Genomic DNA, 23,918 nt, shown 5'->3' with positions numbered 1-23,918 from the left:
CCTAATTATTGATACGTACGGCCTTTCCATGAAATCGGCTTTCGTCGCCATTTACGCACGACCGCGCTCGATAAGAGGAGCAAGTACGCGATGAGACTGAACGGATGGAGCCAAAAATGGCGTCCTCCCGATTTGATGTCGATGGCGAGGCGCGCGAGCAAGACGGACGCACACGCCAAGAATGAAATCCAGTCCATGCGGACGAGAAAGGCGACGAAAGCAGACAGCTGGATGCCGTAGTAGAAAAAGAAATAAAGGGCAATGCCCACTGCTTCATTCATTCCCTTGAATACGTTCTTTGAAAACCCATTCCAGACTTCTTCATTCGTCGCATACATGTCGCACGTGATATACGGCGAGACATTGACGAGAGACGTGATTTTCTTACGTCGTTTGAACTCGCGACAGAGATCGATGTCGTCAATCAAGGAATCGTGAATCGAGGCGTGGCCGCCGACATCCTCATAGCTCGCCCGTTCGACGAGCACGTTCATCCCGTTGGCCGCAGCGAAGGCGGGATGGCGGACTTTGCGCCAAAACAGCGGCAAGTGTTGGGCAATCAGGACGTGCTGCATCGGAATCAACAGCTTTCCGAGCCAGGTCGGTGTCGGGAAACGGGGGAAGCCGGACAAGAAGACGGCTCCTTCCCGTTCGAGCGTACCGTGCAACCGTCCGATGAACGTCGGATCGATCGTCACATCAGCATCGAGGAACAAGATGTACGGCTCGTTCGTCCGAGTCGCCAACTGATGGCACGCGTGGACCTTGCCCGCCCAGCCGTCCGGGAGCGGCACCCCGCGGAAGATGGTGAAGCGGGCATCGTCTTCAATTGCTCGAATGAGCGCCTCGTATGTACCGTCATCGGACCGGTCCTCATATAAATAGACGTGGCATTCATCTGTCAAGGCGGCCTTTAAACTCGTGATGAGCTTCGGCACGTTCCGCTCCTCGTTCCGAAGCGGGATACAAATCGCGGTCGGCGGGGCCGGTACCGGCGCCGTGAGCGGGCGGAGGAACAGCAAGTTTACCAACGTGAAGACGAGCATCATGGCCGTGATGACGAACAGAATCATGAGCGACCTCTTCCGATTTGGAGCACGTGTTCCGTCCAATCCGCCAAACTGCGCTTCGGCGGGAATAATTCGATATAGCGGTCGGATTGCGCGATCACATCGTCGCGCGTGTCGTCATAGAGACGTTCGAGCGCTGCGGCGAGCTCGTGTTTTTGGTCGCGCCGGGTTTTGGAGACGACCGTATGGTTGCGGAATCGCACATAGACGAGCGGGGCAGCGTGGGACGCGAACGTGTAATAGATGGCGCACAGCCGGACTTCCGGTTGATGAAGCAACATCGTCGCACCGGAACCAATCTCGAGCGGGCGCTGTTCCTGCGGATATTCACGTCCTTGCGGGAACACCCAGACGGACTTGCCTGCGACTAACAACCGATTGGCATAGTCGAGCGAGGCGCGCACGTCCGACAGTTTGCCTTTTTTGATGGAGAACGCACCTAAATGCCGGAAGAACGGGAAGCGGCGCAACCCGTCCTCATCCATCAAGACGTGGACATCGTGGCGCAAATAATATTCATTCAACATGAGCAAAATCATCCCGTCCCACCAAGAGCTGTGGGTGCTCAAAAACAGGCCGGGTGTCGGCACGTCATCGGCCCGGACGTGAATCGTATGGAAAAATGGACGGATTTGACGCTCTTTGACGAACGTCGAGAACAGGTTATTGAACCATTTCTTTTTGCTCGCTTTGATCATGACGGCTCCTCCGTTCTATCAAGATGAGACATGCGGCGGTCACGATACTGAGCACACCGATCCCGTATAGGCCGGCGTTGACGGCCGTGACACCGAACAAGGCGTGAAGCATGACGAACAAATAACGACCATGCCCGAGCAACATCGGTTCCGCCTCGACTTCAAACCGGTCGAGGAGCCACGAGAAGATGAGCGACAGACCGAACCAACCGACGAAGTTTTGCGTCGGGATATCGTAATAGAGACCGTCATTGGCCCATTCCCAATAGCCTTTCACGTTCGCGGCGACCGGATCGATCGCCATGTCGAGCCAAACGGCGAGGAACGGGACGAGCCAGAGCGTGCGGTTCTTGAACGAGAACAAGCGGGCGACGGCAAAGCTCGAACCGATGACGGCGAGCCACGCCGCGCCGATTGTGACCGGCACTCCGAAGACGGTCGGACCGAACGCCTCGGCGTAAATATACTCGCTGAACGGGAACCCGGTTTTGACACCGAGCGTCTCGACGGCGATCGAGCCGAAGAAGATGAACGGGACAATCAAACGGGCATGTCGGACGCCGTCCGCAATCACCCACCCGCCGATGGTCCCAGCAAGCCATAAGAACACCGGGTTCGCCCATTCGAGCCAACTCGGCAACAAATCAAAGCCAACGAGGATGACCCCGATGACATACCAAACCAAAAACCATTTCCAAATCCATGGGTACACTTTCATTTCATCACCTCACTTACCATTCTAGAGAGGTTTTTCGTTACCGTCTAATAAATGCATGCAAAAAAGAGCCCCTCGTCGAGAGGGACTCATCAATTCGCCATCCGTTTTCGTTTCTTGACGAACGAGAAAGCGATGAATAAGACATAGAACGTGACCGCGATGAACCAGAACGACGGCCATTCTTTCCAGCGGGCCAGAATCATGTACGTCAAGTAGACGAGACTGACCGTGATGATAAATGAATGGCGCGGGAGCGGTACATCTTTGAAACTCGGGATGCGGACGCGGCTGACCATGAGCAATGCGAGCCCCGTGAAAAAGATTGGGGTGAGCAACTCGCTGATACGATCCCCGAACGTCGTCACGACGGCGAGCAATCCGCCGGCCGCAGTGATTGGGACACCTGAGAAGTAGCTGGCCGAGACGTTCGTCGCCGATAAGTTGAAGCGGGCCAAGCGGTAGGCGCCAAACAATGGGAATAAGGCGGCGAAGAAAAGACCGTAGTTGCCGTAGTCGATAAAAAACGTATAGTAGGCGAGTAATGCCGGGGCGACCCCGAACGTGACTACATCGGCGAGCGAGTCGAGTTCTTTCCCGAAATCACCGGCCACACCGAGCATACGGGCCAGCCGTCCATCGAGACTGTCGAGCATCATGGCGATGATAATCAATAACGTCGCGTTCGAATAGTCGCCACGCGCCGCATAAACGATGGCCAAGACGCCACAGAACAAGTTGCCGAACGTAAATGAGTTAGGAATCCACGAGCGGATTCGTTCTTTCCACATAGATATTGCCTCCATCTTTTTTATTGAGTGAACCAGCGGCCGTCCGTGAACCGGAGCAAATCGGCCGGTGTGAGTTCGAGTTGATAGCCGCGCTTTCCGGCCGAGATGATGATCGTGTCTTTTTGTTTGGCGCTGTCGTGAAGGAACACGGGGAAGCGCTTCTTCGCACCGATCGGCGAGACCCCACCGCGGATGTACCCGGTCAGCGCCTCGAGCTCTTTCACCGGTACGGGCGAAGCCTTTTTGACACCCCAGGCCTTTGCGGCCGCCTTTAAGTCGATATCGAGTTCTCCTGAAATCAAAAAGAAGGCGAATCGGCGTTGCTCGTTCTCGAGACAAATCGTTTTATACAGTTGGTCGAGCGGTTTACCGAGTGTTGCAGCGACATGTTTGGCCGAGAGGTCGGACTCGTCCACTTCGTACGTGTGATACGTGAACGGGACGTTCCGTTGTTTCAGTTGTCTTGCGGCGTTTGTCAGTTGCATCGGGACCACCCTTTCGTTGAACGACTCTTTTAAGAATAGCAAATAGTGGTAGCGTCGGGCAATCGAACTCGGAAAGTTTTCATGACAAGAAGGAAACAGAATCCATGATAGAGAAATGAATAGTGATTCATTTTATTATGAAGGGGGAAATCAGGATGGAAACGATTCAACTGGAACAGCGGAACGGCGTCGGGTGGCTGAAATGGGACCGGCCGGAAAAATTGAACGCGTTAAACGAAACGTTGCTTCGTGAGGCGAGGGAAGCGATGGAGCAGCTCGTGGCAGATGAGACTGTTCACGTCATCGTGCTCGTCGGTCAAGGGCGTGCCTTCTCGTCGGGACAGGATTTGACGATTGAGAGTGACGCCGACTATGGGGTGTATTTAGAAGAGGTGTATCATCCGCTCGTGCGAGCGCTCGCCGATTGTCCGAAACCGATCATCGCCGGCATTCACGGAGTCGTCGCAGGGGCGGGGCTCAGTCTGGCACTCGCTGCGGACGTCCGCCTCGTCGCCCGGTCGACGAAGTTCAGTTCGGCGTTCATCAAAATCGGACTGGTCGCTGATGCCGGGGGACCTTACCATTTACGACGCTTGATGCGGTCCGATCTCGCACTTGCTTGGATGTGGAGCGGCAGCACGATTGACGCCGAACAGGCCCAAACGTTCGGTCTCGTCACCGAACTCGTCGAGGATGAGGCGTACTTGGAGCGGTTGACGACATATGCCGAGACGCTCGCAGCCAAGTCACCGACGGCGGTACAAGGCATGAAGGCGCTATTCCGTGCGGACTCATTCGAGGACGGGCTCGAACAAGAGATTGTCTGGCAACGGAAGTGTGGGCAGACGGACGTTCATCGCCAGGCGATGCAGGCGTTCCTAAATCGATGAAAAAAGAAGCGGTCACAGCGACCGCTTCTTTTTGGTTGGTTATGAAGTTGGTTTTGCTTCGAATTGGAAGCCTTTTTGTTGCCACGTCCCATATTTCCAGCGCCGGAAGGCGAAGAAACCGCGGAACCACTCGTCGAGTGAGAAGGCGAGCCAAATCCCGAGCACGCCGAGCCCCATCTGGAGTCCGAACAAATAACTGAAGACGACGGCGACGCCCCACATTGAGGCGATTCCGATCATGACCGGGAAGCGGACGTCACCGACCGACTTGAGCGACCCCATCAAGACGATGTTCATGGCACGACCTGGCTCCAAGATGAGCGTCGCCCATAAAATCGGTACGCCGACGGCGATGATGTCCGGGTTCGACGTGAACAGGCCGAGCAACGACTTGCCGAAGACGGCGAGTCCGAGTGAGGCCACGAGCGACGCGAACATGGCGAGCTTCAACGTCTTGACGGCGCGTGTATACGCCTCTTTGAATCGTTTCCCGCCGATGTCACGGGCAATCAACAGCTGTGTCCCTTGCGCGACGGCGACAGTGAACAAGAAAGCGAGCATCGACAAGTTCATGACGTAGACACGGGCGGCGAGGGACGCCTCGCCCATTGTGGCGATGAATCCCGTGATGATGATTTGCGAGAACTGATACGACAAGTTCTCTCCGGCCGACGGTACCCCGATTTGGAGCAAGGCGCGGATGTCGTCGCGCTGCGGCTTAATCAATTTTTTGAGCGGGAAGCGGAGCATGAGGCGCTTCTTGACGATCCAGAACAAGAGCACCATCGCCGAGAATCGGGCGATGACGATGGCCCAGGCGACGCCGGCGACACCTGTGACCGGAAGCCCGAACCAACCCATGACAGCAATCATGGCCCCGATAGCCGTGATGATATCGATGAGAAGCGTCGCGAGCATCGCATGCTTCGTCATCCCGTGACTCCGGAGGACGGAGCTGAGCGCCATGATGAGCGCCTCGGTAAAGAGCGACAACCCGACGATTTGTAAAAACAAGAGACCGTGGTCGAACAGCTCATCCGATAGACCGAACAGGCGGAGGAACGTCTCGCCGAACAAGAACACGACGGCGACCATGATCACGCCGAGCCACATGTTCAAGCTGACGGCAGAACGGGCGAAGTCGCGGCTCTTCTTCATCCGGTTGGCGCCGATCGCTTGACCAATCAAGATGGTCGCACCGACCGAGGTGACGCTAAAGACGATTAAGAAGACGTTCAAAATTTGGTTGGCGACGCCGACGGCAGAAGCGGCGGCATCGGAGTAATGGGCAAGCATGAGCGTGGCGATAATCCCGGTCCCCATATGGAGCGCGAGCTCGATGAAGATCGGCCACGATATTTTAAATAGACTGAGCTGTTCGGTGTTTTTATTCGGCATGTGTATTCTCCCTTGTTTCTACAATTCTCTCTATAAAATATTTACGTTGTCAAAATCACAAGGGTCATGTTACTCCTTTTGAAATGAAAAAGAAAGGGATTTGGCAAATTATTTTCAACAAAAAAAACACCCGCTGAAACGGGTGCAAAACCGAATTTATTTCATTTTCAAAATCGTGGCGCTGAACGGTGCGAGCTCGACTTCAAGAGAGTCTACATCGCGGTCGTGAAGCAAATCGTAAGCGCTTCCCGTATGCCAGAGCGGGTTCAGTTTCGATACCGTCTCTGAGTTATTGAAGTATATCAAATACGTCTCGTCTTTCGTGCAACGTTCGACGATGAGCGCGTTCGACTCGTCGTCGACGAGGTTGAAACGATACGATCCGGCGTTCGCGAGTACCGGGTGCTCTTTGCGAAGTCGAATCAATTTTTGGACATAGCGGAACAGCTCACGGTCTTCCTGTGTCTCATCCCACGGCATGCAGCGGCGGCAGCCAGGGTCCTGCTCACCTTCGAGACCGATTTCATCCCCGTAATAAATACACGGACTACCCGTGTACGTGAGCATCGACGTAATGAGCAACTTGAGCTTGCCTTTATGCCCTTTCGCCCGGGTGAGGGCACGCGGCGTATCGTGTGAATCAATCAAGTTGAACGTCACTTCGTTCACGTTCATCGTGTTCATCATTTCAACGCGCGTCAATTCGTCACGGAACTCGGAAGCAGACGTCCGATCGAGCGCGAAATAGTTGAGGCTCGCGTTCGTGAACGGGTAGTTCATGACCGCATCAAACTGGTCGCCGTTAAGCCATGGCTGCGCGTCATGCCAAATTTCACCGAGGATATATGCCTCAGGGTTCGCTTGTTTCACGACTTTTCGGAAGTCGCGCCAGAACGCGTGGTCGACTTCGTTCGCGACGTCTAAGCGCCAGCCATCGATGCCGAACTCTTCCACCCAATAGCGGGCCACTTCTAATAGATAAGCTTTCAACGCCGGATGCTCCGTATTGATTTTAGGCATGTTCTTCTCGAACGCGAATGTATCATAGTTCGGCTTCGGTGTCGTCTCGATCGGGAAGTCGCGAAGATAGAACCAGTCCCGGTACTCGGACTGTGGTCCGTTCTCGACGACGTCGAGGAACCACGGGTGGTTGTAACCGACATGGTTGAACACTGCGTCGAGCATGACTTTAATCCCGTTCTCATGGAGAAGGTCGACGAGTTGTTTGAACTGCTCCTTCGTCCCGAATTGTGGATCGATTTCCATATAATCGAGCGTATCATATTTATGGTTCGTCGTTGCCTTGAAGATCGGGCAAAAGTAAATGCCGGTGATGCCGAGGTCGACGATGTGGTCAATATGATCGATGATTCCTTGGAAGTCGCCGCCAAAGAAGTTGGTGACCGTCGGCTCGGTACTATTCCACGGCAACGTACCTTCGGGATCGAGTGACGAGTCGCCGTTTGCGAACCGATCCGGGAAGATTTGATACCAGACCGTATCCTTCACCCATGACGGGGCGTGGAAGATATCGATTGGATTGATGAACGGGACGCAGAAATAGTAGCCCGTGTCATCGAGTGGCTTATCTTCAAACCATCCTTTTTCTGTATAGACGGCCGTCTCGTTACCGTCATGGAGACGGAAGCCATAGCGTAGCCGACGGAATGGCGGCTTGATGGCGATAAACCAATAGTCGTATTGGTCGTCGTGACCAATTTTCTCCATCGGCGTCTCGAACGTGCGCCAGAAGCTCGGTTTATCCGGGTCGAAGTTCCACATGGCCGGATCTTCTGAGTGCCAGTCGTACGGATCATTCCAAATTAAGTCAACAGATTGGATATCATTTCTTTTCGTATGGAATCGAATATGTATCGTTTCTCGGTCATACTTGTACACGAAAGGCGACATGGCGCGATGATAAATAGCTTCTTTAATCAAATGAAATCGTTCCTTTCTCTCTTAGGGTTGTTACCATTTTACACTGTATGTTCAGAAAAGAAACAACAGTTGTGAAAACGTTTGCTCAAACAAAGGTTAATAAAGCGTTTACATTTTGTCAATCGTCCGATTCCTCATTTTATAAGAAAAACACCTATAAAAACTTCAAAAAGAGATAAACGGGACAACCGCAGGAAAAATTCCTAAAAAAAAAGTCTTGTAAAACGCTTACACAACTGTATAATAAAAATTGAGGTGAGGATGCAAACGTTTTCACTAACCTACTGATTCTGTAGCGGAGTTGTTTAAAATCAGTAGGTCGGTGCGATTGCGCAAATCTGACCATACTATTCCTTGGGGAGGTTTTTCATCATGAAGATGAAAAAAATGGTAGCAGGACTATCAACGGCAGTATTCGCTTTCGGTGCACTTGCTGCATGTGGTGGCGGTACAGACAACGGTTCTACTAACGAAGGCGGTTCTACTAACGAGAACAAGCCAGAAAAAATCGTAATTTGGGAAGATATTGAAAAGTCGGAAACGACGAAAGAAGTTGCGAAGGCGTTTGAAGAAGAACACGGCGTCGCAGTTGAAGTCGTTGAAGTCCAAATGACGGATCAAAAAGACAAGTTGGCGCTTGATGGCCCAGCTGGTAAAGGTCCAGATATCGTTCTCGTACCACATGACCAAATCGGAACAATCGCTGACCAAGGTCACTTGGCTCCGCTTACTGACGAAGGCGCACTTGACGCGTTCACTGACGCTTCGAAATCGGCTGTCATGTTCGACGGACAAGCATACGGCTACCCGAAATCAGTTGAAACACCAGTCCTCATGTACAACAAGGATTTGGTATCAGAAGCTCCTACTTCAATGGACGACTTGTACAAGTTGTCTACAGATCTTAAAGACAAAGGCGAGTACGGATTCCTCGGTCTTTGGGATAACTTCTACTTCGCTCACGGTGTAGTAGCCGGCTTCGGTGGCTACGTCTTCAAAGAAGACGGCGGCGCCCTCGACCCATCAGACATCGGTTTGAACAACGAAGGCGCAGTTGAAGGCTTCGACTACATCGGCAAATGGTACCAAGAAGGCCTCTTCCCTAAAGGATTGATCGGCGAGTCTGGTGGCCAAGCGATGGACCAACTCTTCACTGAGAAGAAAGCACACACTGTCATGAACGGACCATGGGCCGTAGCGGGTTATCAAGATGCGGGTGTCGACCTCGGAGCGTCTGCATTGCCGACTCTTCCAAACGGTGAGCCAATCAAAACGTTCATGGGCGTGAAGACATACGCACTCTCTGCTTACACGGAGAACCAAGAGTGGGCTGAAATGTTCCTCGCAGAACTCACGAACGAAGAGAACGCATTGAAAATGTTCGAAGCATACAACGAGATCCCACCAGTAGCAGCACTCGAGTCGAACGAGGCAATCACGTCGAACGAAGTTGCGAAAGCGGTATTCGATCAAGCAACGAACGCGATCCCAATGCCTAACATTCCTGAAATGGGACAAGTTTGGGAGCCAATGGCACAAGCACTTCAGCTCGTAGCGACTGGCAAGCAAGATGGACAAAAATCAGCTGACGATGCTGTTAAAGTCATCGAGCAACAAATCCAAGCAAACAACCAATAAGGACAAGAGATGATGGGGTACGCCGACTGGCGTTCCCCCTCATTTTCTAGAATTGAGCAAACGCTTGCTCGATTGATTTGCTCAAATTGAAAGGAGAAATTGAGGATGGCTTCAATTCCGAAACCGAATACGCCGGAACAACGTCCGGACAAACCGACCAATCATGCTCGGAACGCTGCATTACTCTCGATCATTCCGGGGGCCGGCCAATTCTATAACAACCAAAAAGCGAAGGCGATTGCTTTCTTTATTATCATCATGTCTTATTTTGCAGTAAACTACGATCTCTTTTTCAAAGGAGCGGGCGCTGGACCTGGTGACCGTGGAGGTCTTTGGGGATTGATCACGCTTGGCGAAGTGGCAGGACCTCGTAACGACCATTCCATCTTCTTGATGGTAGAAGGTATTGTCGCGTTAATCTTACTTTTCTTCGGTATCGCATTTTATGTCTGGAACATTCGTGACGCTTACCGAGTCGGTCGCATTCGTGATCAGCACCTAAACGTTGCAACGTTCCAAGTGCAACTTCGCAACTTGCGCGACCACGGATTCCCGTACTTGATGTTAATTCCGTCGCTCATCTTGCTCGTCTTCACGGTTATTCTTCCATTGATCTTTACATTCTTGATTGCCTTCACGAACTATCGTTACAACAACGCACCGCCAGCGAAGCTCGTGGAATGGGTCGGAATCGAAAACTTCACACGTATCTTTGAAATTGACATTTTCCGTGACACGTTCGTCGGCGTTCTCGGCTGGACACTCGTCTGGACGGTCGCTTCGACGGTCGGGGTCATCGCGATCGGGATTTTCCTTGCGGTTCTATTGAACCAAGAAGGTCTTCGTTTCCGTCGCTTGTTCCGCTCGATCTTGATTTTGTCTTGGGCCGTACCGGCTTTCATCACGATTTTGATCTTCCGTTCGATGTTCAACGAATCGTTCGGGGTGTTCAATACGACGATTCTTCCAGCGTTCGGGCTTGATCCGATCAACTGGATGACCGACCCGACGGCGACGCGCAGCGCGCTCATCTTGATTCAATGGTGGCTCGGCTTCCCGTTCATCATGACGCTCATGACTGGGGTCTTGCAATCGATCCCGGGTGACTTGTATGAAGCGGCAACGATTGACGGTGCGACCATCTTTGATAAGTTCCGTTTGATCACATTGCCGATGCTCTTGTTCGCAACAGCACCGATTCTCATCACGCAGTTCACGTTCAACTTCAACAACTTCAACATCATCTATCTCTTCAACGGTGGTGGACCAGCTGTACCGGGCCAAACGGCCGGCGGTACCGACATCTTGATTTCTTGGATTTACAAATTGTCTCTCGGGGCCAACCCGCAATACGGACTTGCGGCTGCGATCACGCTCATCTTGTCATTCTTCATCATGACACTTGCCGTCATCCAGTTCCGTCGGACAAAATCTTTCAAAGACGAGGATATGATCTGATATGAAAAAACAAAAACGAATCAATTTGGCGTTCTCTTATGTCATCTTGACGCTTGCGTCGATCATCATTCTCTATCCAATGCTGTGGGTGGTCGGGACGTCATTCAACCCGGGTCGTACGATCACATCGACCATCATTCCGTCGAATCCGACATTTATTCACTATAAAAACTTGTTTGATCTATCGATTTCGGATTATAGTTTATGGTATGTGAACACATTAAAAATTGCCGTCATCACAATGTTGCTCTCAGTCATTTTGGTAACGATTACAGGTTATGTCTTCTCGCGTTATCGTTTCGTCGGACGTAAGAACTCGCTCGTCATGTTCCTCGTCTTACAAATGGTCCCGCAATTCGTTGCCATCATCGCCATCTACGTGCTCTTGAACATGCTCAACCTTCTCGATACGCACACAGCCCTCATTTTGCTGTATGCCGGAGGCGCGATCCCGATGAACACGTATTTGGCAAAAGGTTATTTCGATACGATTCCGAAAGAGCTCGATGAAGCCGCTCGGATGGATGGTGCCGGTCACCTTCGTATCTTCTGGCAAATCATTTTGCCGCTCGCGAAGCCAATTGTCGCAACGATCGCCTTGTTCAACTTCATGGGCCCGTTCAACGACTTCATCTTGGCATCGCTCGTCCTTCGTTCACCAGAGAAACAGACGCTCGCGGTTGGTCTTTACAACATGATCTCTCGACAGTTCGACAACAACTTCACGTTGTTCGCGGCAGGCGCCGTCCTTTCGGCCCTCCCAATCGTCCTCTTGTTCTTCATGTTCCAACGCTACTTCGTCTCGGGTCTCACTGCCGGTGGTACGAAAGGATAATACTCACTTAAGGGGGAAGCGATATGAGGCGAGGCGTCGTGCTCGTTCTTCTGTCGCTTCTTTTGTTTCCAACAATCGTCGGAGCGAAAGAAGCAGCATCATGGGAAAAGGAACGCATGTACTTTATCATGGTCGACCGGTTTGTTGACGGGAATCCGGACAACAACGCCCAGGTCGACAAAGAGGATCCGAAAGCCTTTCACGGGGGCGATATCCGCGGCGTGATCGAAAAACTCGATTATATCGAGTCGCTCGGATTCACGTCCGTCTGGTTGACACCGGTGTTTGAAAACATGCCGGACGGTTATCACGGATATTGGATTAAAGATTTTTATAACATCGATCCCCAGTTCGGGACGAAAGAAGATTTGCAAGAGCTCGTCGATGAGGCCCATAAGCGTGACATGAAAGTCATCCTCGACTTCGTCGTCAACCACGTCGGACCGAAACACCCATGGGTCGAAGAACGCCCGGACTGGTTCCATGACGAGTTGCCAATCGTGCTCTGGAACGACCAAGAACAAGTCGAGACGCACTGGCTGTTCGATTTGCCGGACTTCAAAACGGAAGACCCGGAAGTGAAAGACTACTTACTCGAGGCGGCCACGCATTGGATTGAAGAGACCGGTATTGACGGGTATCGTCTCGATACGGTACGTCACGTCGACAAACCGTTTTGGGAAGACTTCGTCAAAGCGGTGCGCGCCGTTGATCCCGACTTTTATTTGTTGGCCGAAGTATTCGATCCGGATCCACAGTACGTCGCGGAATATGACGACCTAGGCTTCAATAGCATCACGAACTTCACATTTTATGACCGCGTGTCGAAGACGATGACGCAAAAGACGGCGAACGTGGATGAAATCGACGTGGCCGCGAGTTATGCCGAGACGTTCTTCAATGACCCGAACCAAATGGCGACGTTCCTCGATAACCATGACGTGGAGCGATTCATGCACGTCGCGGAACTCGGCGGGGCCGAGTCGGCCGAGCGTCGCCTACGCCTCGGATTGTTTGCCCTGTATGCATCACCAGGGATGCCTATCGTCTTCCAAGGGACGGAGAACGCTCAATCCGGCGGCGCTGATCCGGCGAACCGGGCCATGACCGATTTCCCTGGAAATGAAGAACTCCATGAATACGTCACGATGATGAACCGGATGCGAGAGGAATATCCCGTCTTCGCGACCGGGGAACAACGTATGATCGCCTCGAAAGACGGTATGGCCGTGTTCGAGCGTCGTGACGGCGACGATGTCGCCTTGTATGCCATCAATATGAACGCCGAGGACAGAGAGATTGAATTCGAGGTAAGCGAAGTCGGAGAAGATACACGCCTTCGTGGTCTCTTGTTCTCACAACTTGTCACCGACAAACGTGACACGTTCACCATCAAGCTCGCAGGAGAAAGCGCGAACGCCTACATTGTCGAGGAGTCGGAAGTGAACATGTGGACGATCGGTCTGCTTGTCATCGCCATCCCGATTTTCTTGACTGGATTGGTCATGTGGAAGCGTCGCAAGAGCGCGAGTTGACGATACCCTGTGATAGGGAACTTTGAACTAACGGAAGCAAGGGGGAGCATCATGCAAATCACGATTAAAGATGTCGCCAAACACGCCAATGTCGCACCGTCGACCGTGTCTCGCGTCATCGCCAACAGTCCGCGTATCAGTCAGAAAACAAAAGAGCGTGTACGCAGTTCGATGGAAGAACTCGGGTACCATCCGAACATTCACGCGCGAAGCCTCGCCAACCGCTCGACGCAGTCGATCGGGCTCGTCATGCCGAGCGCAGCGACGAAGACGCTACAAAATCCATTTTTTCCTGAAGTAATGCGTGGGATCAGCACGAAAGCCCATCAAAACGGTTATTCGCTCTACATGACGACGGGCGTGACCGAAGAAGAGGTGTTGTCGGGTGTCATCGAGATGGTCCAAGGCCGTCGCGTCGACGGTGTCATCGTCTTGTACTCGCGTGAAGATGACAAAGTCGTCCAATATTTACGCCAGACGAAATTCCCGTTCGTCGTCGTCGGGAAACCGTTCGGCGATGCCTCGTCGATCACGTATGTCGACACGGACAACTATTTGGCAGGGCGCGAAGTAACGAAACATCTATATAATCTCGGCCATCGCTGCATCGCCTTCATCGGGGGATCAGATAAACTCGCCGTCACACAAGATCGTCGCAACGGGTACGCGACAGCGTTGATGGAAGCGGGCATCCCGGTTCGGGAAGACTATATCGCCCGTGCCGAGTTCATGACCAAGGGAGGCGCCAAAGCCGTGCGGGAGTTGCTCCAATTAGAAGAACCGCCGACCGCGGTCGTCGTCAGTGATGATATGATGGCGCTCGGTGTCATCAGCACGCTCAGCGAGATGGGGCTTAAAATACCTGAGGACGTCGCCGTCGTCAGCTTCAACAACGTCTATATCGCCGAGCACTCGAATCCGCCGCTCACGTCGGTCGAAATCAACATCTTCGGCCTCGGTTTCGAGGCGACAAACTGTCTGATTGAACAGATTGGAGATAGCGCGCCACCTTACGGCAAACGCGTCATCGTCCCGCATTATTTGGTCGTTCGCCAGTCATGCGGTCAGAAAAAGAAAACTGAAATCGTTGAATGAGATGAAACCTTCTGTCAAAAGCGGAAGGTTTTTTTGTGCGATTCAGATACATATAGTAAAAGCAAAAGCAATCAGCCAAAAGTCATATCGTTACAAAAAGATTACAATTGTGAAAGAAATGCATGAAACGGAGTTGCAAGGGAACATCTAGATTACCGGCCGAATGGCAGATCATTACGAATCCGCCCAGCCTAGAACCAAAAAAATAAAGATTTTGAAAGGGAGATACAATCATGGATAACAAACGTTATGTAGGCACTTACTATCAGGAATCAGAACTCGTGTCAAAAATTGATCAACTTCGCGCCGAGGGGCATCGCGAAGATGATTTGTACGTCATTGTGAAAGATAAATCGAACCTTTCGATGGTTCGCGGCGAAACGGATGCAGAAGTAAAAGAAACGAAAGCGTCATGGCTCGATCGTTTCTTTGGAGTCGCAGACGGCGGAGACGAAGTTCGTCACACGTTCGATAAACTCGGCTTCTCAGAAGAAGAGACGGCACGTCATCATCAAGACATCGAGAACGGCGGCATGGTCCTATTGGTCGACAAGAATGACGGCGTGTTTGACGACGGACGTAACGATACGTTTGAAGGCGGCCGTACATCAGCCGGTTACGGATCAGAAGGCAACGAGGCGGGCAATATGACCGCACGTGATTTCGGAACAGGAGCGGGGACTGGCGTGACAGGTGCTGGCATCGGTGCAACAGGCGCAGGTGTCGACTCGAACCGCTTCAATGACATGGATGAAGACATTCGCAACCGGACAGACTTGACAGACGAACAGAAACTCGAGTTGCATGAAGAGCGTCTCCTTGTAAACAAGGAACGCGTGCAAACCGGTGAAGTTCGCGTCGAGAAAGATGTCGTCGAACGCGAGGAACGCGTTGATGTCGAAGTCGAGCACGATGAAGTGTACGTTGAGCGTCGCCGTGTCGACGAAGACCGTGAAGCGACAGGACATTCGTTCGATGCGACGACGGACCGCGATGAAATTCGCGTGCCAGTCACGGAAGAGCGTGTCGATGTGACGAAGAAAGACGTCGTCGCCGAAGAGATTGTCGTCGGCAAAGAGAAGGTGAAAGATACAGAAACGGTACGTGAGACGTTGCGTAAAGAAGAAGCGCACATTGAAGGCGAAGACGACCTTCGCCATCGTGATCGCGACCATGATTTCGACCGCACACGTCGCGATGAGCGTGACCGCCTGTGATCGATTGACCAAGCACCTCGACAAGGATGGCTCTCTCTGAGGGACCATCCTTTTTTTCGCCAAGTAACCATAGGAGGAACGAATGCCATGAAACATGCGATTATCTCTGAAGTATTTGACCAACCGGAGGCACTGCTCAATCGAACCGTCGATTTGAAACGAGAAGGCTATGCCGAAGAGGATATGTACGTCCTCGTTAAGCGCGCCGACGTCGCGGACGCGATTCGACGTCAGTCGAAGCTATATGTGCTCGTCACCGATGAACCGGGTACGGTCGCCTCACTCGTCACGTCGAGCGAACGACCGATTGAGCGCTGGCTCGGCAGCATGCGCTTGACGCCGGAACAACAAGATCGCTTCGCCCGCGAGGTCGAGCAAGGAAGGCTCTTCCTTTATGTCGATGCTGACCGTTCCGAACAGCGTGTAAACCCCGGGCGTCCGAAGGTGAAACGAGAAGCAGGGACGGAAGAACAGACGCTCGCCTTGCATGAGGAACGGTTGAGCGTTGAGAAACAAGCCGTTCAAACGGGTGAGGTCGTCATCAATCGACAAGTCGTGGAGACAGTTGAAGAGATTGAAGTCCCGGTCCGCAGGGAACAGGTTCATGTGGAGCGGACATCAGGGTCGGAAGATGTGCTCGAGGACTATGACTTTAATCAGCCCGGTATTCGTACGATTGACGAAGGGGACCATCTCCGGATTCAAGTCATCGAGGAGCGGGCGTTCATCGTCAAACGTCCTGTCGTCGTCGAAGAGATTATCGTCCGGAAACAAGTGACCGAAGACGTCAAGACGATGACGGAGACGATCCGTAAAGAAGAAATCGAAGTGACCGAGGTCGGCCAGGCCGACGTCACGATTCATGACCAGACAACCCGAAAGGATGAGACACGATGAGCAGACGACAATTTGTAGACACGTATCAAGACGAGGCGGCCCTCGTCGCCAAAATCAATCAACTGACCGAGGAAGGATATAACGAGAGTGACTTGTATGTCGTCACGCGGGACAAAGAAGACGTTTCGCTCGTCAAACGGGACACCGATGCGAAAGTGGAAGAAGCGAGCGCGAACTGGATGCAAAAGTTTGCGGGTGTAGCCGAAGGTGAGCAGGAAGTGAAACGGGCGTTGCTCGACCTCGGTCTCGCTGACGACGACGTCAACCGGGCGTACGGCGATATTTTGAAAGGCGGCTACGCCTTGATTCTCGATGAGCCGGACACGGGATTTAATGACGGGAACAACCCGGCGTTCGAGGGGCACGAGGCGAACGCGACGTTCGGACGCGACCAAGACAAGTGACGAGAAGACCTACACCCTTACTGAAAAGGGTGATAGGTTTTTTTGTTTGCTCTAAAAAGAAAGAAAAAATTTTATGCAAACGATTGCATTCTCGTGCGAGTCGTGTAAAATGAGAGGTGAGATTGAAATACAGCGCTTTCATAGACAAACGGTTGCATGATTCGTTTGTCTGATGACAAGTAGCCTTGTAGAGAAAAAGGAGTGGCAGACAGATGAAACGATTGTTTGCAGTCGACGAATGGAAAGTAACGGAGAAAGGCCTACATCCGGAAGAAAACCGCCTGGCGGAATCGATCACCTCGCTCGGGAACGGTCATATGGGGATGCGCGGCAACTTTGAGGAAGAATATTCAAACGATACACACCAAGGCTTTTATGTGGCCGGTGTCTATTATCCAGATAAGACACGTGTCGGTTGGTGGAAGAACGGTTACCCGGAATACTTCGCTAAAGTGTTGAACGCGACGAACGTCGTCGGGCTTCGTGTCGCCATCAACGGGACGCCGGTCGACTTGGCGAAGTGGGAAGTGAAAGACTTTACGCGTGAACTCGATATGCAACGCGGTGTCTTGACACGGACGTTCACACTCGTGAACGGGACGGAAGAGACGAACGTCGAAGTCGTCCGTTTCTTCTCCATCGTCGACAAAGAAATTTTGGCGATTCGTTATAACGTCACTCCCGTCAACTATGAAGCGAAAGTCGAGTTCACACCTTACTTGGACGGCGATGTCGTCAACGAAGACTCGAACTATGACGAGAAGTTCTGGCTGCCGGTCGAACACGGCGTCGAAGAGCGTTTCGGGTTCGTGACAACGAAAACGAAGAAACTCGACTGGCACGTCACGGCATCGATGATCGCTGACGTCGAAGGGGCACGCTGTGAAGTGCTCGACGCGACGGACCTTTACGTCGCCAACAAGTTCACAGTTACTGCGCCAGTCGGCAAGACAGTGACGGCGTACAAGTACGTCTCTGTTGTCACGAACCGTGATTATGAAATCGAGGAATTGCAGCCGATCGGGATGCAACGTGTCGAGATGGCGTTCGAAAAAGGCTTTGAAACACTTCTCGCCGAGCAGACAGAAGCGTGGCTCGCGCGTTGGGAAGACGCGGACGTCCGCATCGACGGTGACGTCGAGGCCCAACAAGGGATTCGCTTCAACATCTTCAATATGTATCAAACCTACACAGGTGAGGACTCACGCCTCAACATCGGACCGAAAGGGTTCACCGGTGAGAAATACGGCGGCGCCACATATTGGGACACGGAAGCATACTGCCTCCACTTCTACTTGGCGACGACAAAGCCGGAAGTGTCGTGGAACTTGCTCAAATATCGTCACAACCAATTGCCGCAAGCAAAAGAGAACTCGGTCAAGAACGTCGGCATGGAAGGCGCCCTCTACCCGATGGTGACGATGAACGGGGAAGAGTGCCACAACGAGTGGGAAATCACGCATGAAGAGATTCACCGCAACGGTGCGATCGCGCACGCCATCTTCAACTATACGAACTTCACCGGCGACAAGTCGTACCTAGGTCAATACGGACTTGAAGTATTGGTCGAGATCTCGCGTTACTGGGCTAGCCGCGTCAACTTTGTCCCGCACAAAGACGTGTATATGATTCTAGGCGTCACAGGTCCGAACGAATACGACAACAATGTCAACAACAACTGGTATACGAACTTGATTGCCGCGTGGACGCTCGAATACACCCAAGACGTGTACAACTACTTGAAAGAAGCAGAACCGGCGCGTCTTGAAGAACTGATCGCGACACTCGGTCTTTCAGATGAAGAGCTCGCGAAGTGGAACGATATCCAGACGAAGATGTATTATCCGAAAGATGACCTCGTTCCGGACGTGTTCATGCAACAGGATGGCTTCATGGATAAAGAACAGATTTTGGTGAAAGACCTCGACCCGAAACATTTGCCGCTCAACCAAAACTGGTCGTGGGACCGTATCCTTCGCTCGAACTTCATCAAGCAAGCGGACGTGCTCCAAGGACTGTATACGTTCAGTGACCGCTTCACGGTCGAACAGAAGCGTGCCAACTTCGACTTCTATGAGCCTCGCACGGTCCATGAGTCGAGCTTGTCGCCTTGCGTCTACTCGATCATTGCGGCCGAAGTCGGCTATGAAGATAAGGCGGTCGAGTTGTACCAACGTTCGGCCCGACTTGATCTCGACAACTATAACAACGACACGGAAGACGGGCTTCACATCACGTCGATGGTCGGTTCATGGATGTCGATTGTTCATGGTTTCGCCGGCATGCGTGCCCTCGATTCGGAGCTCACGTTCAGTCCGATGATTCCTAAGGACTGGAACGGATACTCGTTCAATATGCTCTGGCGCGATCATCACTTGACGGTCACGTCGACGCGTGAACAAGTGACGATCAAACAGACGGGTGGCACGGACGTGAACATCCGCGTGTACGGAAACGTCGTCACGGTCCCGGCAAATGATGCTGTGACAATCGAGACAGTGAAAGCGTGACCAAACGCATCAGCTCAACAAGTCGGCCCCGGCCGGCTTGTTTTTTTATGGGAAGCGCGGACACATCCCATTATTTTTATGGTAGGCAGCACCAGAAAACTATGTTATCTTGATTCTTAGCCATTTTTGAAAGGAGAGACAAAACTTGACGGAAGCCGTTAAAGAACACGCTCGCATCGGAATCGTTTCGATTATCGGGGGAGTGTTCGTTGCATTATCTATGACATTATTTTTAATCCCGGCGGGGGTATACTCGACCGGATTTACGGGGCTTGCCCAAATCTTTACGCAACTGTTTGCGGGGACGCCGTTTGAGCTCGGGGAAGGAATTTGGTTCTTCGTCCTGAACGTGCCGCTGTTGATCGTCAGTTATTTCATGCTCGGCAAGAACATGATGATTCATACGTTGATCAGCGTCGCGGCGGTCACCGTGTTCATTCGCGTGCTTCCGCAGTCGTCAATCATCTCGGACGACCCGCTGTTGAACGCCGTGTTCGGCGGGGTTTTGCTCGCCATCGGTTCGGGGATTACGATTCGCTTCGGTGCCTCGACCGGCGGATTCGATATCGTCGCCCTCATCTTAGCAAAGTTCACGAACAACTCGGTCGGCGTCTATCTGTTCCTCATGAACATGATGATCGCGCTTTGGGCCGGTGCGTTGTTCGGTTGGCAGACCGCGCTCTATACAATCGTCTTTTTATATGTGACGTCGAAAGTCATCGATGAGATTTATACGAATACGCAGCGCCAGACGCTCTTCATCGTCACGAGCCATCCGGACGAAGTGACGAAAGAGCTGCATCAGCACGTCTTCCGCGGCATCACGCTCATGCCGGCGATCGGAACGTACTCGAAAGTCGAGAAGGCGACGCTCATGATGGTCGCCCAACGCCACGAAGTGCGTGAAATCACGCGCATCTGTAAAGATGCCGATCCGAGCGTCTTCATCAACATGGTCCCGACTGAAGATGTCGAAGGTGCGTTCCGACGCTAAAATAAACCCCCGCTGAACGCTCAGCGGGGGTTATTCTATAGATAGAGATTAAATGTGAGGGGGACGCCTGATGGTTGGAGTCAGCATTGCGACGAGATGGGAATACGAAGCGGCATTGGCGTATTATGACGTCGAAACGGAGGAGCGGTTCAGCTACCCGTATGGCGAGTGGTTCATGCGGACGCTGGACGACGTCGAACTCGTGTTCTACAGCACGGGTGTGCGGAAAGCGAACGGGGTCGGGGCCAATCAGTATATGCTATCCCGCTTTGAGTTACAGAAAGTGATTGTCGTCGGGACATGTGCCGGCATCGATGACACGTTCGGCAAGTTGGATGTGTTTGTGCCCCATCGCGCCGTCCAATACGACTGCACGGTCAAAAAAGTGGAGCCGCTGATCAAGCCATCGTTCATCGTCGAGATTCCGCTGGCGCACTATGGGGATGATTTTTTGACGGGGACGATCGCGACGGCGGATCGAGCGGTCGTGATGTGGAACGACTACCTGGAACTGAAGGAACACGACATCACGATCGCGGATACGGAAGCGGGTGCCATCGCGTATATCTGTCAGAAAAATGACGTCGAATGCGTCATCATCAAAGGCATCTCTGACTTTCCGACAGACGAGAGACAAGGTGACGCCGTTGCCTCGAATGCGGAGCAAATCAATGTGTATTTGGCCAATACCCCGAAAGTGATGACGAAGATTTTTGACGACTATTTGATGCGCTTTCTTTAGGCAAATCGCAAAACACACCGACTGTATGAACAGTCGGTGTGTGGATTATGCTTTGATGCCGAGTTTCTCTTCAAGGTAGATGGCGATGCCGTCTTCCATGTTCGACGCGGTCACTTCGTCCGCGACGGCTTTCAACTGGCTGATGGCGTTGCCCATCGCGACGCCGGTACCGACGTAGTCGAGCATCTCGAGGTCGTTCTCCTCGTCACCGAACGCGATGATGTTTTTACGGTTGATGCCGAGATGCTTCGACACTTCACGCAACCCGAGCGCCTTCGACGTGTTCTGGCTCATGACTTCGATCATGTGCTCCGGCATGCGCCATTGGCGGTTCAACACGGCTTCGGCATGGACTTTGTTCAAACGAGCGCGGACGTTGTCGACGTGCTCTTTCGTCGCATGGATGAGCAGTGATGTCGGCTCTTCCTGCAAGTGCTTGAGCAAGTTACCCGATGTGACGCTGAGCGCACGCTCGGCGTACGGGCTGTAAAACTCTTGCGGGTCTTTATGGAAGTAGACGTGATCGGTCACTTCGACGACGATATTGTGCGCTTTCGTGTCCGACACTTCTTCGATAATCTCGTGGGCCGTCTTGAGCGGGATCGGCCGGTGCGTCACTTCGTATGACGGGTCTTTCGGATGATGGACGAGCGCGCCGTTGAAGTTGATGAGCGGTGTCGTCAAACCGAGTTCTTCGTAATACATGATTGAATGGCGTTGTGGGCGTCCGGTCGCGATCATGACTTCATGACCCGCCTCACGGGCGGCTTGAAGCGCGCGCACGTTGCGCTCACTGATCGTCTTGTCGTCGCGCAACAACGTTCCATCTAAATCGACTGTGATTAAATAACGTGACATAGGGTTTCCTCTTTTCTCCGAGTTGCTTATTTCTCAAACCGTATCATATTTCCCGTTTCGACGGAAAGAATATACAATCGAGGTCGCACATTTTACGGTAACAATGCTATACTAAGGTCGTATGAATTTTTCATGAATCATCTGTGAGATGGAGGGGACTATCGATGCGTTACTTAGTCACATTGTTCTGGGCGATCTTGCTTTCGAATACAGCAATCTTTATCATTTCTGCTGTCGATGGCGTGACGTTCAACGCGATGCTCGCGACATTCTTTGGCGTCGTCATCACAATCTTTATTGTACTCTTAGACACGCTTAACCAAGATATGGGGATTAGCGACGTCGCACAAGAGAAGTAAGACGTCTACAACCAAGCTGACTCATATCCGAGTCAGTTCTTTTTATATTAAGAGGAGGAATTGACCATGAAAAACAGTGCCAAACGGGCGAACTTTATCACGTTCGCCATCATCGGAGTGATCATCGTCATCGGACTCGGCTTGTTGTTCTTCTTGAACAATGCGAACGAGGAGACAGGCGTCAACGCGGTCACACCGGACGAGCTCGAGACGAAGATTTCAGAAGAAGAGGAAGTTGTCGTCTATTTCTGGCAGACCGGCTGCGAATACTGTGAGCAAGTCAAACCGTACGTCGAACCGCTCATCGAAGAGTATGACGCCGTGTCAATCAACTTGGCCGACCACAACGTCTGGACGACTTACGGCATCAACGGGACACCGACGATGATTCGTTTCCAAGATGGAAAAGAAGTCGGACGTGTCGAAGGCGCCGTCTCCGAGCAACAGTACGAGACGTTCTTTAAAAACGAGGAGGGCACACAGTGATCAAACGCCGCTTATATCAGACTTTGTTTGAGTTGAACGCGACCCCGGTCATCGCCAAGCGACTCCGTGCCTTCGCTGAATCAACAGCGAGTCGGGCCTTCATTCCGTCGTTTGCGAAAACGTATCAAATCAACGTTGATGAAGCGGCGGAACCGATTGAGGCGTATCCAAGCCTGCACGCCTTTTTTACGCGTCATTTGAAAGAGGATGCCCGGCCGATTGACGCCGACCCGAGCTCGGTCGTCGCGCCGTGTGACGGAAAGCTGTCCATCGTGGCCGATATCACGGACGACAGCCGCTTCGAGGTCAAGGGTCAGTCGTACACGCTCGCTGAGCTGCTCGGCTCGCAACAAGAAGCGAGACGTTACGCCGGCGGTACGGTCTGCGTCCTTTACTTGAGCCCGCGTGACTATCATCGCGTCCACGTCCCGCTCGCCGGGCGAGTGCTCAGCCATTATGAACTCGGCGACCGTTCGGCCCCGGTGAATGACATCGGGTTGACGGAGACGGTTCGTCCGCTCTCACGCAACTACCGACGCGTCACACGCTTCGAGACGGCGGCCGGACGATATGAACATATCATGGTCGGTGCGTTGAACGTCAATACGATCGAATGGACGCTTGAAGGTGACCATGCCTGCAAGGGCGACGAGGTCGGTTATTTCTCGTTCGGTTCGACCGTCATCCTCTGTTTTGAGAAAGGCCGCGTCTTCATCGATCCAGCCAAAATCGGCTCGGTCCGACTTGGAGAAGTCATCGGAACGATGCAAAACGGTTGATTTTTTAAAACTTTTTCAGGCCGACCGAACGATACACTAGTCGTTTGGTCGGTTTTCGTTTACCATAGAAGGGATATCACTACATGTATAGTAGTTGAATCGCTTTAGCTAATTGGAGGAATT

The 23,918-nt window shown here is 52.3% G+C and carries 23 protein-coding genes; 15 read left to right on the top strand and 8 right to left on the bottom strand.

All coding sequences use genetic code 11. The annotated features are described in order from the left end of the window. Positions 1-5 precede the first annotated feature (5 nt). The 5 genes from KNP83_RS10040 to ybaK all read right to left on the bottom strand — a co-directional run bounded on the left by KNP83_RS10040 (position 6) and on the right by ybaK (position 3,759). Complete coding sequence (locus KNP83_RS10040; protein ID WP_214762336.1) at positions 6-1,073, bottom strand: glycosyltransferase family 2 protein; 1,068 nt, start codon at positions 1,071-1,073, stop codon at positions 6-8. Further along, a complete protein-coding gene (locus tag KNP83_RS10035) occupies positions 1,070-1,768 on the bottom strand; it encodes a lysophospholipid acyltransferase family protein (protein ID WP_214762335.1) in 699 nt (232 codons plus the stop codon). The genes KNP83_RS10040 and KNP83_RS10035 overlap by 4 nt, the downstream gene beginning before the upstream one ends. Next, positions 1,734-2,486, bottom strand: coding sequence for a carotenoid biosynthesis protein (locus KNP83_RS10030; RefSeq protein ID WP_214762334.1), 753 nt, complete (start codon positions 2,484-2,486; stop codon positions 1,734-1,736). The genes KNP83_RS10035 and KNP83_RS10030 overlap by 35 nt, the downstream gene beginning before the upstream one ends. Before the next feature lie 89 nt (positions 2,487-2,575). Then, positions 2,576-3,274: a CDP-diacylglycerol--serine O-phosphatidyltransferase gene (gene pssA, locus KNP83_RS10025; protein WP_214762333.1), complete on the bottom strand. Its 699-nt coding sequence runs from the start codon at positions 3,272-3,274 to the stop codon at positions 2,576-2,578. Positions 3,275-3,294: 20 nt separating this feature from the next. After that, positions 3,295-3,759 (bottom strand): Cys-tRNA(Pro) deacylase, encoded by a 465-nt coding sequence (gene ybaK, locus KNP83_RS10020; protein ID WP_214762332.1) that lies wholly within the window; start codon positions 3,757-3,759, stop codon positions 3,295-3,297. A gap of 155 nt (positions 3,760-3,914) precedes the next feature. On the opposite strand from ybaK, the gene KNP83_RS10015 reads away from it, so the two are divergent. Beyond that, the gene (locus KNP83_RS10015; protein ID WP_214762331.1) at positions 3,915-4,649 is read left to right on the top strand and encodes an enoyl-CoA hydratase/isomerase family protein; all 735 of its coding nucleotides are present in this window, start codon (positions 3,915-3,917) and stop codon (positions 4,647-4,649) included. A 39-nt stretch (positions 4,650-4,688) separates the two neighbouring features. Here KNP83_RS10015 and KNP83_RS10010 read toward each other — a convergent pair whose 3' ends face one another. Next, positions 4,689-6,047: an MATE family efflux transporter gene (locus tag KNP83_RS10010; RefSeq protein ID WP_214762330.1), complete on the bottom strand. Its 1,359-nt coding sequence runs from the start codon at positions 6,045-6,047 to the stop codon at positions 4,689-4,691. A 156-nt stretch (positions 6,048-6,203) separates the two neighbouring features. Beyond that, positions 6,204-7,988, bottom strand: coding sequence for a glycoside hydrolase family 13 protein (locus KNP83_RS10005; protein WP_214762329.1), 1,785 nt, complete (start codon positions 7,986-7,988; stop codon positions 6,204-6,206). A gap of 372 nt (positions 7,989-8,360) precedes the next feature. Between KNP83_RS10005 and KNP83_RS10000 the strand changes: the two genes are divergently transcribed. The 11 genes from KNP83_RS10000 (at position 8,361) to KNP83_RS09950 (ending at position 21,313) form a co-directional block, all read left to right on the top strand. Then, the gene (locus KNP83_RS10000) at positions 8,361-9,626 is read left to right on the top strand and encodes an extracellular solute-binding protein (RefSeq protein ID WP_214762328.1); all 1,266 of its coding nucleotides are present in this window, start codon (positions 8,361-8,363) and stop codon (positions 9,624-9,626) included. Positions 9,627-9,731: 105 nt separating this feature from the next. Next, positions 9,732-11,084 (top strand): carbohydrate ABC transporter permease, encoded by a 1,353-nt coding sequence (locus tag KNP83_RS09995; RefSeq protein WP_214762327.1) that lies wholly within the window; start codon positions 9,732-9,734, stop codon positions 11,082-11,084. Position 11,085: 1 nt separating this feature from the next. Next, the gene (locus KNP83_RS09990; protein ID WP_214752414.1) at positions 11,086-11,919 is read left to right on the top strand and encodes a sugar ABC transporter permease; all 834 of its coding nucleotides are present in this window, start codon (positions 11,086-11,088) and stop codon (positions 11,917-11,919) included. A gap of 23 nt (positions 11,920-11,942) precedes the next feature. Beyond that, positions 11,943-13,454 carry an alpha-amylase family glycosyl hydrolase gene (locus tag KNP83_RS09985; RefSeq protein ID WP_214762326.1) on the top strand — a complete coding sequence of 504 codons (1,512 nt, stop codon included), beginning with the start codon at positions 11,943-11,945 and terminating at the stop codon, positions 13,452-13,454. A 51-nt stretch (positions 13,455-13,505) separates the two neighbouring features. Further along, the gene (locus KNP83_RS09980; protein ID WP_214762325.1) at positions 13,506-14,549 is read left to right on the top strand and encodes a LacI family DNA-binding transcriptional regulator; all 1,044 of its coding nucleotides are present in this window, start codon (positions 13,506-13,508) and stop codon (positions 14,547-14,549) included. 233 nt (positions 14,550-14,782) lie between these two features. Next, positions 14,783-15,766, top strand: a complete 984-nt coding sequence (locus tag KNP83_RS09975; RefSeq protein ID WP_214762324.1) for a YsnF/AvaK domain-containing protein — start codon at positions 14,783-14,785, stop codon at positions 15,764-15,766. 87 nt (positions 15,767-15,853) lie between these two features. Continuing rightward, a complete protein-coding gene (locus KNP83_RS09970) occupies positions 15,854-16,663 on the top strand; it encodes a YsnF/AvaK domain-containing protein (RefSeq protein ID WP_214762323.1) in 810 nt (269 codons plus the stop codon). After that, positions 16,660-17,067: a general stress protein gene (locus tag KNP83_RS09965; protein WP_214762322.1), complete on the top strand. Its 408-nt coding sequence runs from the start codon at positions 16,660-16,662 to the stop codon at positions 17,065-17,067. Before KNP83_RS09970 ends, KNP83_RS09965 begins: the two co-directional genes overlap by 4 nt. A 212-nt stretch (positions 17,068-17,279) precedes the next feature. Continuing rightward, on the top strand, positions 17,280-19,577 hold the full coding sequence (locus KNP83_RS09960) for a glycoside hydrolase family 65 protein (RefSeq protein WP_214762321.1): 2,298 nt from the start codon (positions 17,280-17,282) through the stop codon (positions 19,575-19,577). 145 nt (positions 19,578-19,722) lie between these two features. After that, positions 19,723-20,571, top strand: coding sequence for a YitT family protein (locus KNP83_RS09955; protein ID WP_021066659.1), 849 nt, complete (start codon positions 19,723-19,725; stop codon positions 20,569-20,571). A 70-nt stretch (positions 20,572-20,641) separates the two neighbouring features. Next, positions 20,642-21,313 carry a 5'-methylthioadenosine/S-adenosylhomocysteine nucleosidase family protein gene (locus KNP83_RS09950; RefSeq protein ID WP_214762320.1) on the top strand — a complete coding sequence of 224 codons (672 nt, stop codon included), beginning with the start codon at positions 20,642-20,644 and terminating at the stop codon, positions 21,311-21,313. 45 nt (positions 21,314-21,358) lie between these two features. On the opposite strand, the gene KNP83_RS09945 is transcribed toward KNP83_RS09950, so the two are convergent. After that, positions 21,359-22,171 carry a Cof-type HAD-IIB family hydrolase gene (locus KNP83_RS09945; RefSeq protein ID WP_214762319.1) on the bottom strand — a complete coding sequence of 271 codons (813 nt, stop codon included), beginning with the start codon at positions 22,169-22,171 and terminating at the stop codon, positions 21,359-21,361. A gap of 164 nt (positions 22,172-22,335) precedes the next feature. On the opposite strand from KNP83_RS09945, the gene KNP83_RS09940 reads away from it, so the two are divergent. The 3 genes from KNP83_RS09940 (at position 22,336) to KNP83_RS09930 (ending at position 23,795) form a co-directional block, all read left to right on the top strand. Next, positions 22,336-22,530: a YjzD family protein gene (locus KNP83_RS09940; protein ID WP_021066656.1), complete on the top strand. Its 195-nt coding sequence runs from the start codon at positions 22,336-22,338 to the stop codon at positions 22,528-22,530. 66 nt (positions 22,531-22,596) lie between these two features. Further along, the gene (locus KNP83_RS09935; RefSeq protein ID WP_214762318.1) at positions 22,597-23,016 is read left to right on the top strand and encodes a thioredoxin family protein; all 420 of its coding nucleotides are present in this window, start codon (positions 22,597-22,599) and stop codon (positions 23,014-23,016) included. Beyond that, positions 23,013-23,795, top strand: a complete 783-nt coding sequence (locus tag KNP83_RS09930) for a phosphatidylserine decarboxylase (protein WP_214762317.1) — start codon at positions 23,013-23,015, stop codon at positions 23,793-23,795. Before KNP83_RS09935 ends, KNP83_RS09930 begins: the two co-directional genes overlap by 4 nt. Positions 23,796-23,918 lie beyond the last annotated feature (123 nt).

Source organism: Exiguobacterium sp. s146 (assembly GCF_018618415.1).
GTDB lineage: Bacteria > Bacillota > Bacilli > Exiguobacteriales > Exiguobacteriaceae > Exiguobacterium.
Note: the sequence above shows the minus strand (reverse complement) of the source record. Positions and strands in the feature narration are given on the sequence as shown.

Excerpts from the sequence above, each read along its gene's own strand:
- KNP83_RS10040 (WP_214762336.1), bottom strand. The coding sequence starts at position 1,073 with ATGATTCTGTTCGTCATCACGGCCATGATGCTCGTCTTCACGTTGGTA.
- KNP83_RS10035 (WP_214762335.1), bottom strand. The coding sequence starts at position 1,768 with ATGATCAAAGCGAGCAAAAAGAAATGGTTCAATAACCTGTTCTCGACG.
- KNP83_RS10030 (WP_214762334.1), bottom strand. The coding sequence starts at position 2,486 with ATGAAAGTGTACCCATGGATTTGGAAATGGTTTTTGGTTTGGTATGTC.
- pssA (WP_214762333.1), bottom strand. The coding sequence starts at position 3,274 with ATGTGGAAAGAACGAATCCGCTCGTGGATTCCTAACTCATTTACGTTC.
- ybaK (WP_214762332.1), bottom strand. The coding sequence starts at position 3,759 with ATGCAACTGACAAACGCCGCAAGACAACTGAAACAACGGAACGTCCCG.
- KNP83_RS10015 (WP_214762331.1), top strand. The coding sequence starts at position 3,915 with ATGGAAACGATTCAACTGGAACAGCGGAACGGCGTCGGGTGGCTGAAA.
- KNP83_RS10010 (WP_214762330.1), bottom strand. The coding sequence starts at position 6,047 with ATGCCGAATAAAAACACCGAACAGCTCAGTCTATTTAAAATATCGTGG.
- KNP83_RS10000 (WP_214762328.1), top strand. The coding sequence starts at position 8,361 with ATGAAGATGAAAAAAATGGTAGCAGGACTATCAACGGCAGTATTCGCT.
- KNP83_RS09995 (WP_214762327.1), top strand. The coding sequence starts at position 9,732 with ATGGCTTCAATTCCGAAACCGAATACGCCGGAACAACGTCCGGACAAA.
- KNP83_RS09990 (WP_214752414.1), top strand. The coding sequence starts at position 11,086 with ATGAAAAAACAAAAACGAATCAATTTGGCGTTCTCTTATGTCATCTTG.
- KNP83_RS09985 (WP_214762326.1), top strand. The coding sequence starts at position 11,943 with ATGAGGCGAGGCGTCGTGCTCGTTCTTCTGTCGCTTCTTTTGTTTCCA.
- KNP83_RS09980 (WP_214762325.1), top strand. The coding sequence starts at position 13,506 with ATGCAAATCACGATTAAAGATGTCGCCAAACACGCCAATGTCGCACCG.
- KNP83_RS09975 (WP_214762324.1), top strand. The coding sequence starts at position 14,783 with ATGGATAACAAACGTTATGTAGGCACTTACTATCAGGAATCAGAACTC.
- KNP83_RS09970 (WP_214762323.1), top strand. The coding sequence starts at position 15,854 with ATGAAACATGCGATTATCTCTGAAGTATTTGACCAACCGGAGGCACTG.
- KNP83_RS09965 (WP_214762322.1), top strand. The coding sequence starts at position 16,660 with ATGAGCAGACGACAATTTGTAGACACGTATCAAGACGAGGCGGCCCTC.
- KNP83_RS09960 (WP_214762321.1), top strand. The coding sequence starts at position 17,280 with ATGAAACGATTGTTTGCAGTCGACGAATGGAAAGTAACGGAGAAAGGC.
- KNP83_RS09950 (WP_214762320.1), top strand. The coding sequence starts at position 20,642 with ATGGTTGGAGTCAGCATTGCGACGAGATGGGAATACGAAGCGGCATTG.
- KNP83_RS09945 (WP_214762319.1), bottom strand. The coding sequence starts at position 22,171 with ATGTCACGTTATTTAATCACAGTCGATTTAGATGGAACGTTGTTGCGC.
- KNP83_RS09940 (WP_021066656.1), top strand. The coding sequence starts at position 22,336 with ATGCGTTACTTAGTCACATTGTTCTGGGCGATCTTGCTTTCGAATACA.
- KNP83_RS09935 (WP_214762318.1), top strand. The coding sequence starts at position 22,597 with ATGAAAAACAGTGCCAAACGGGCGAACTTTATCACGTTCGCCATCATC.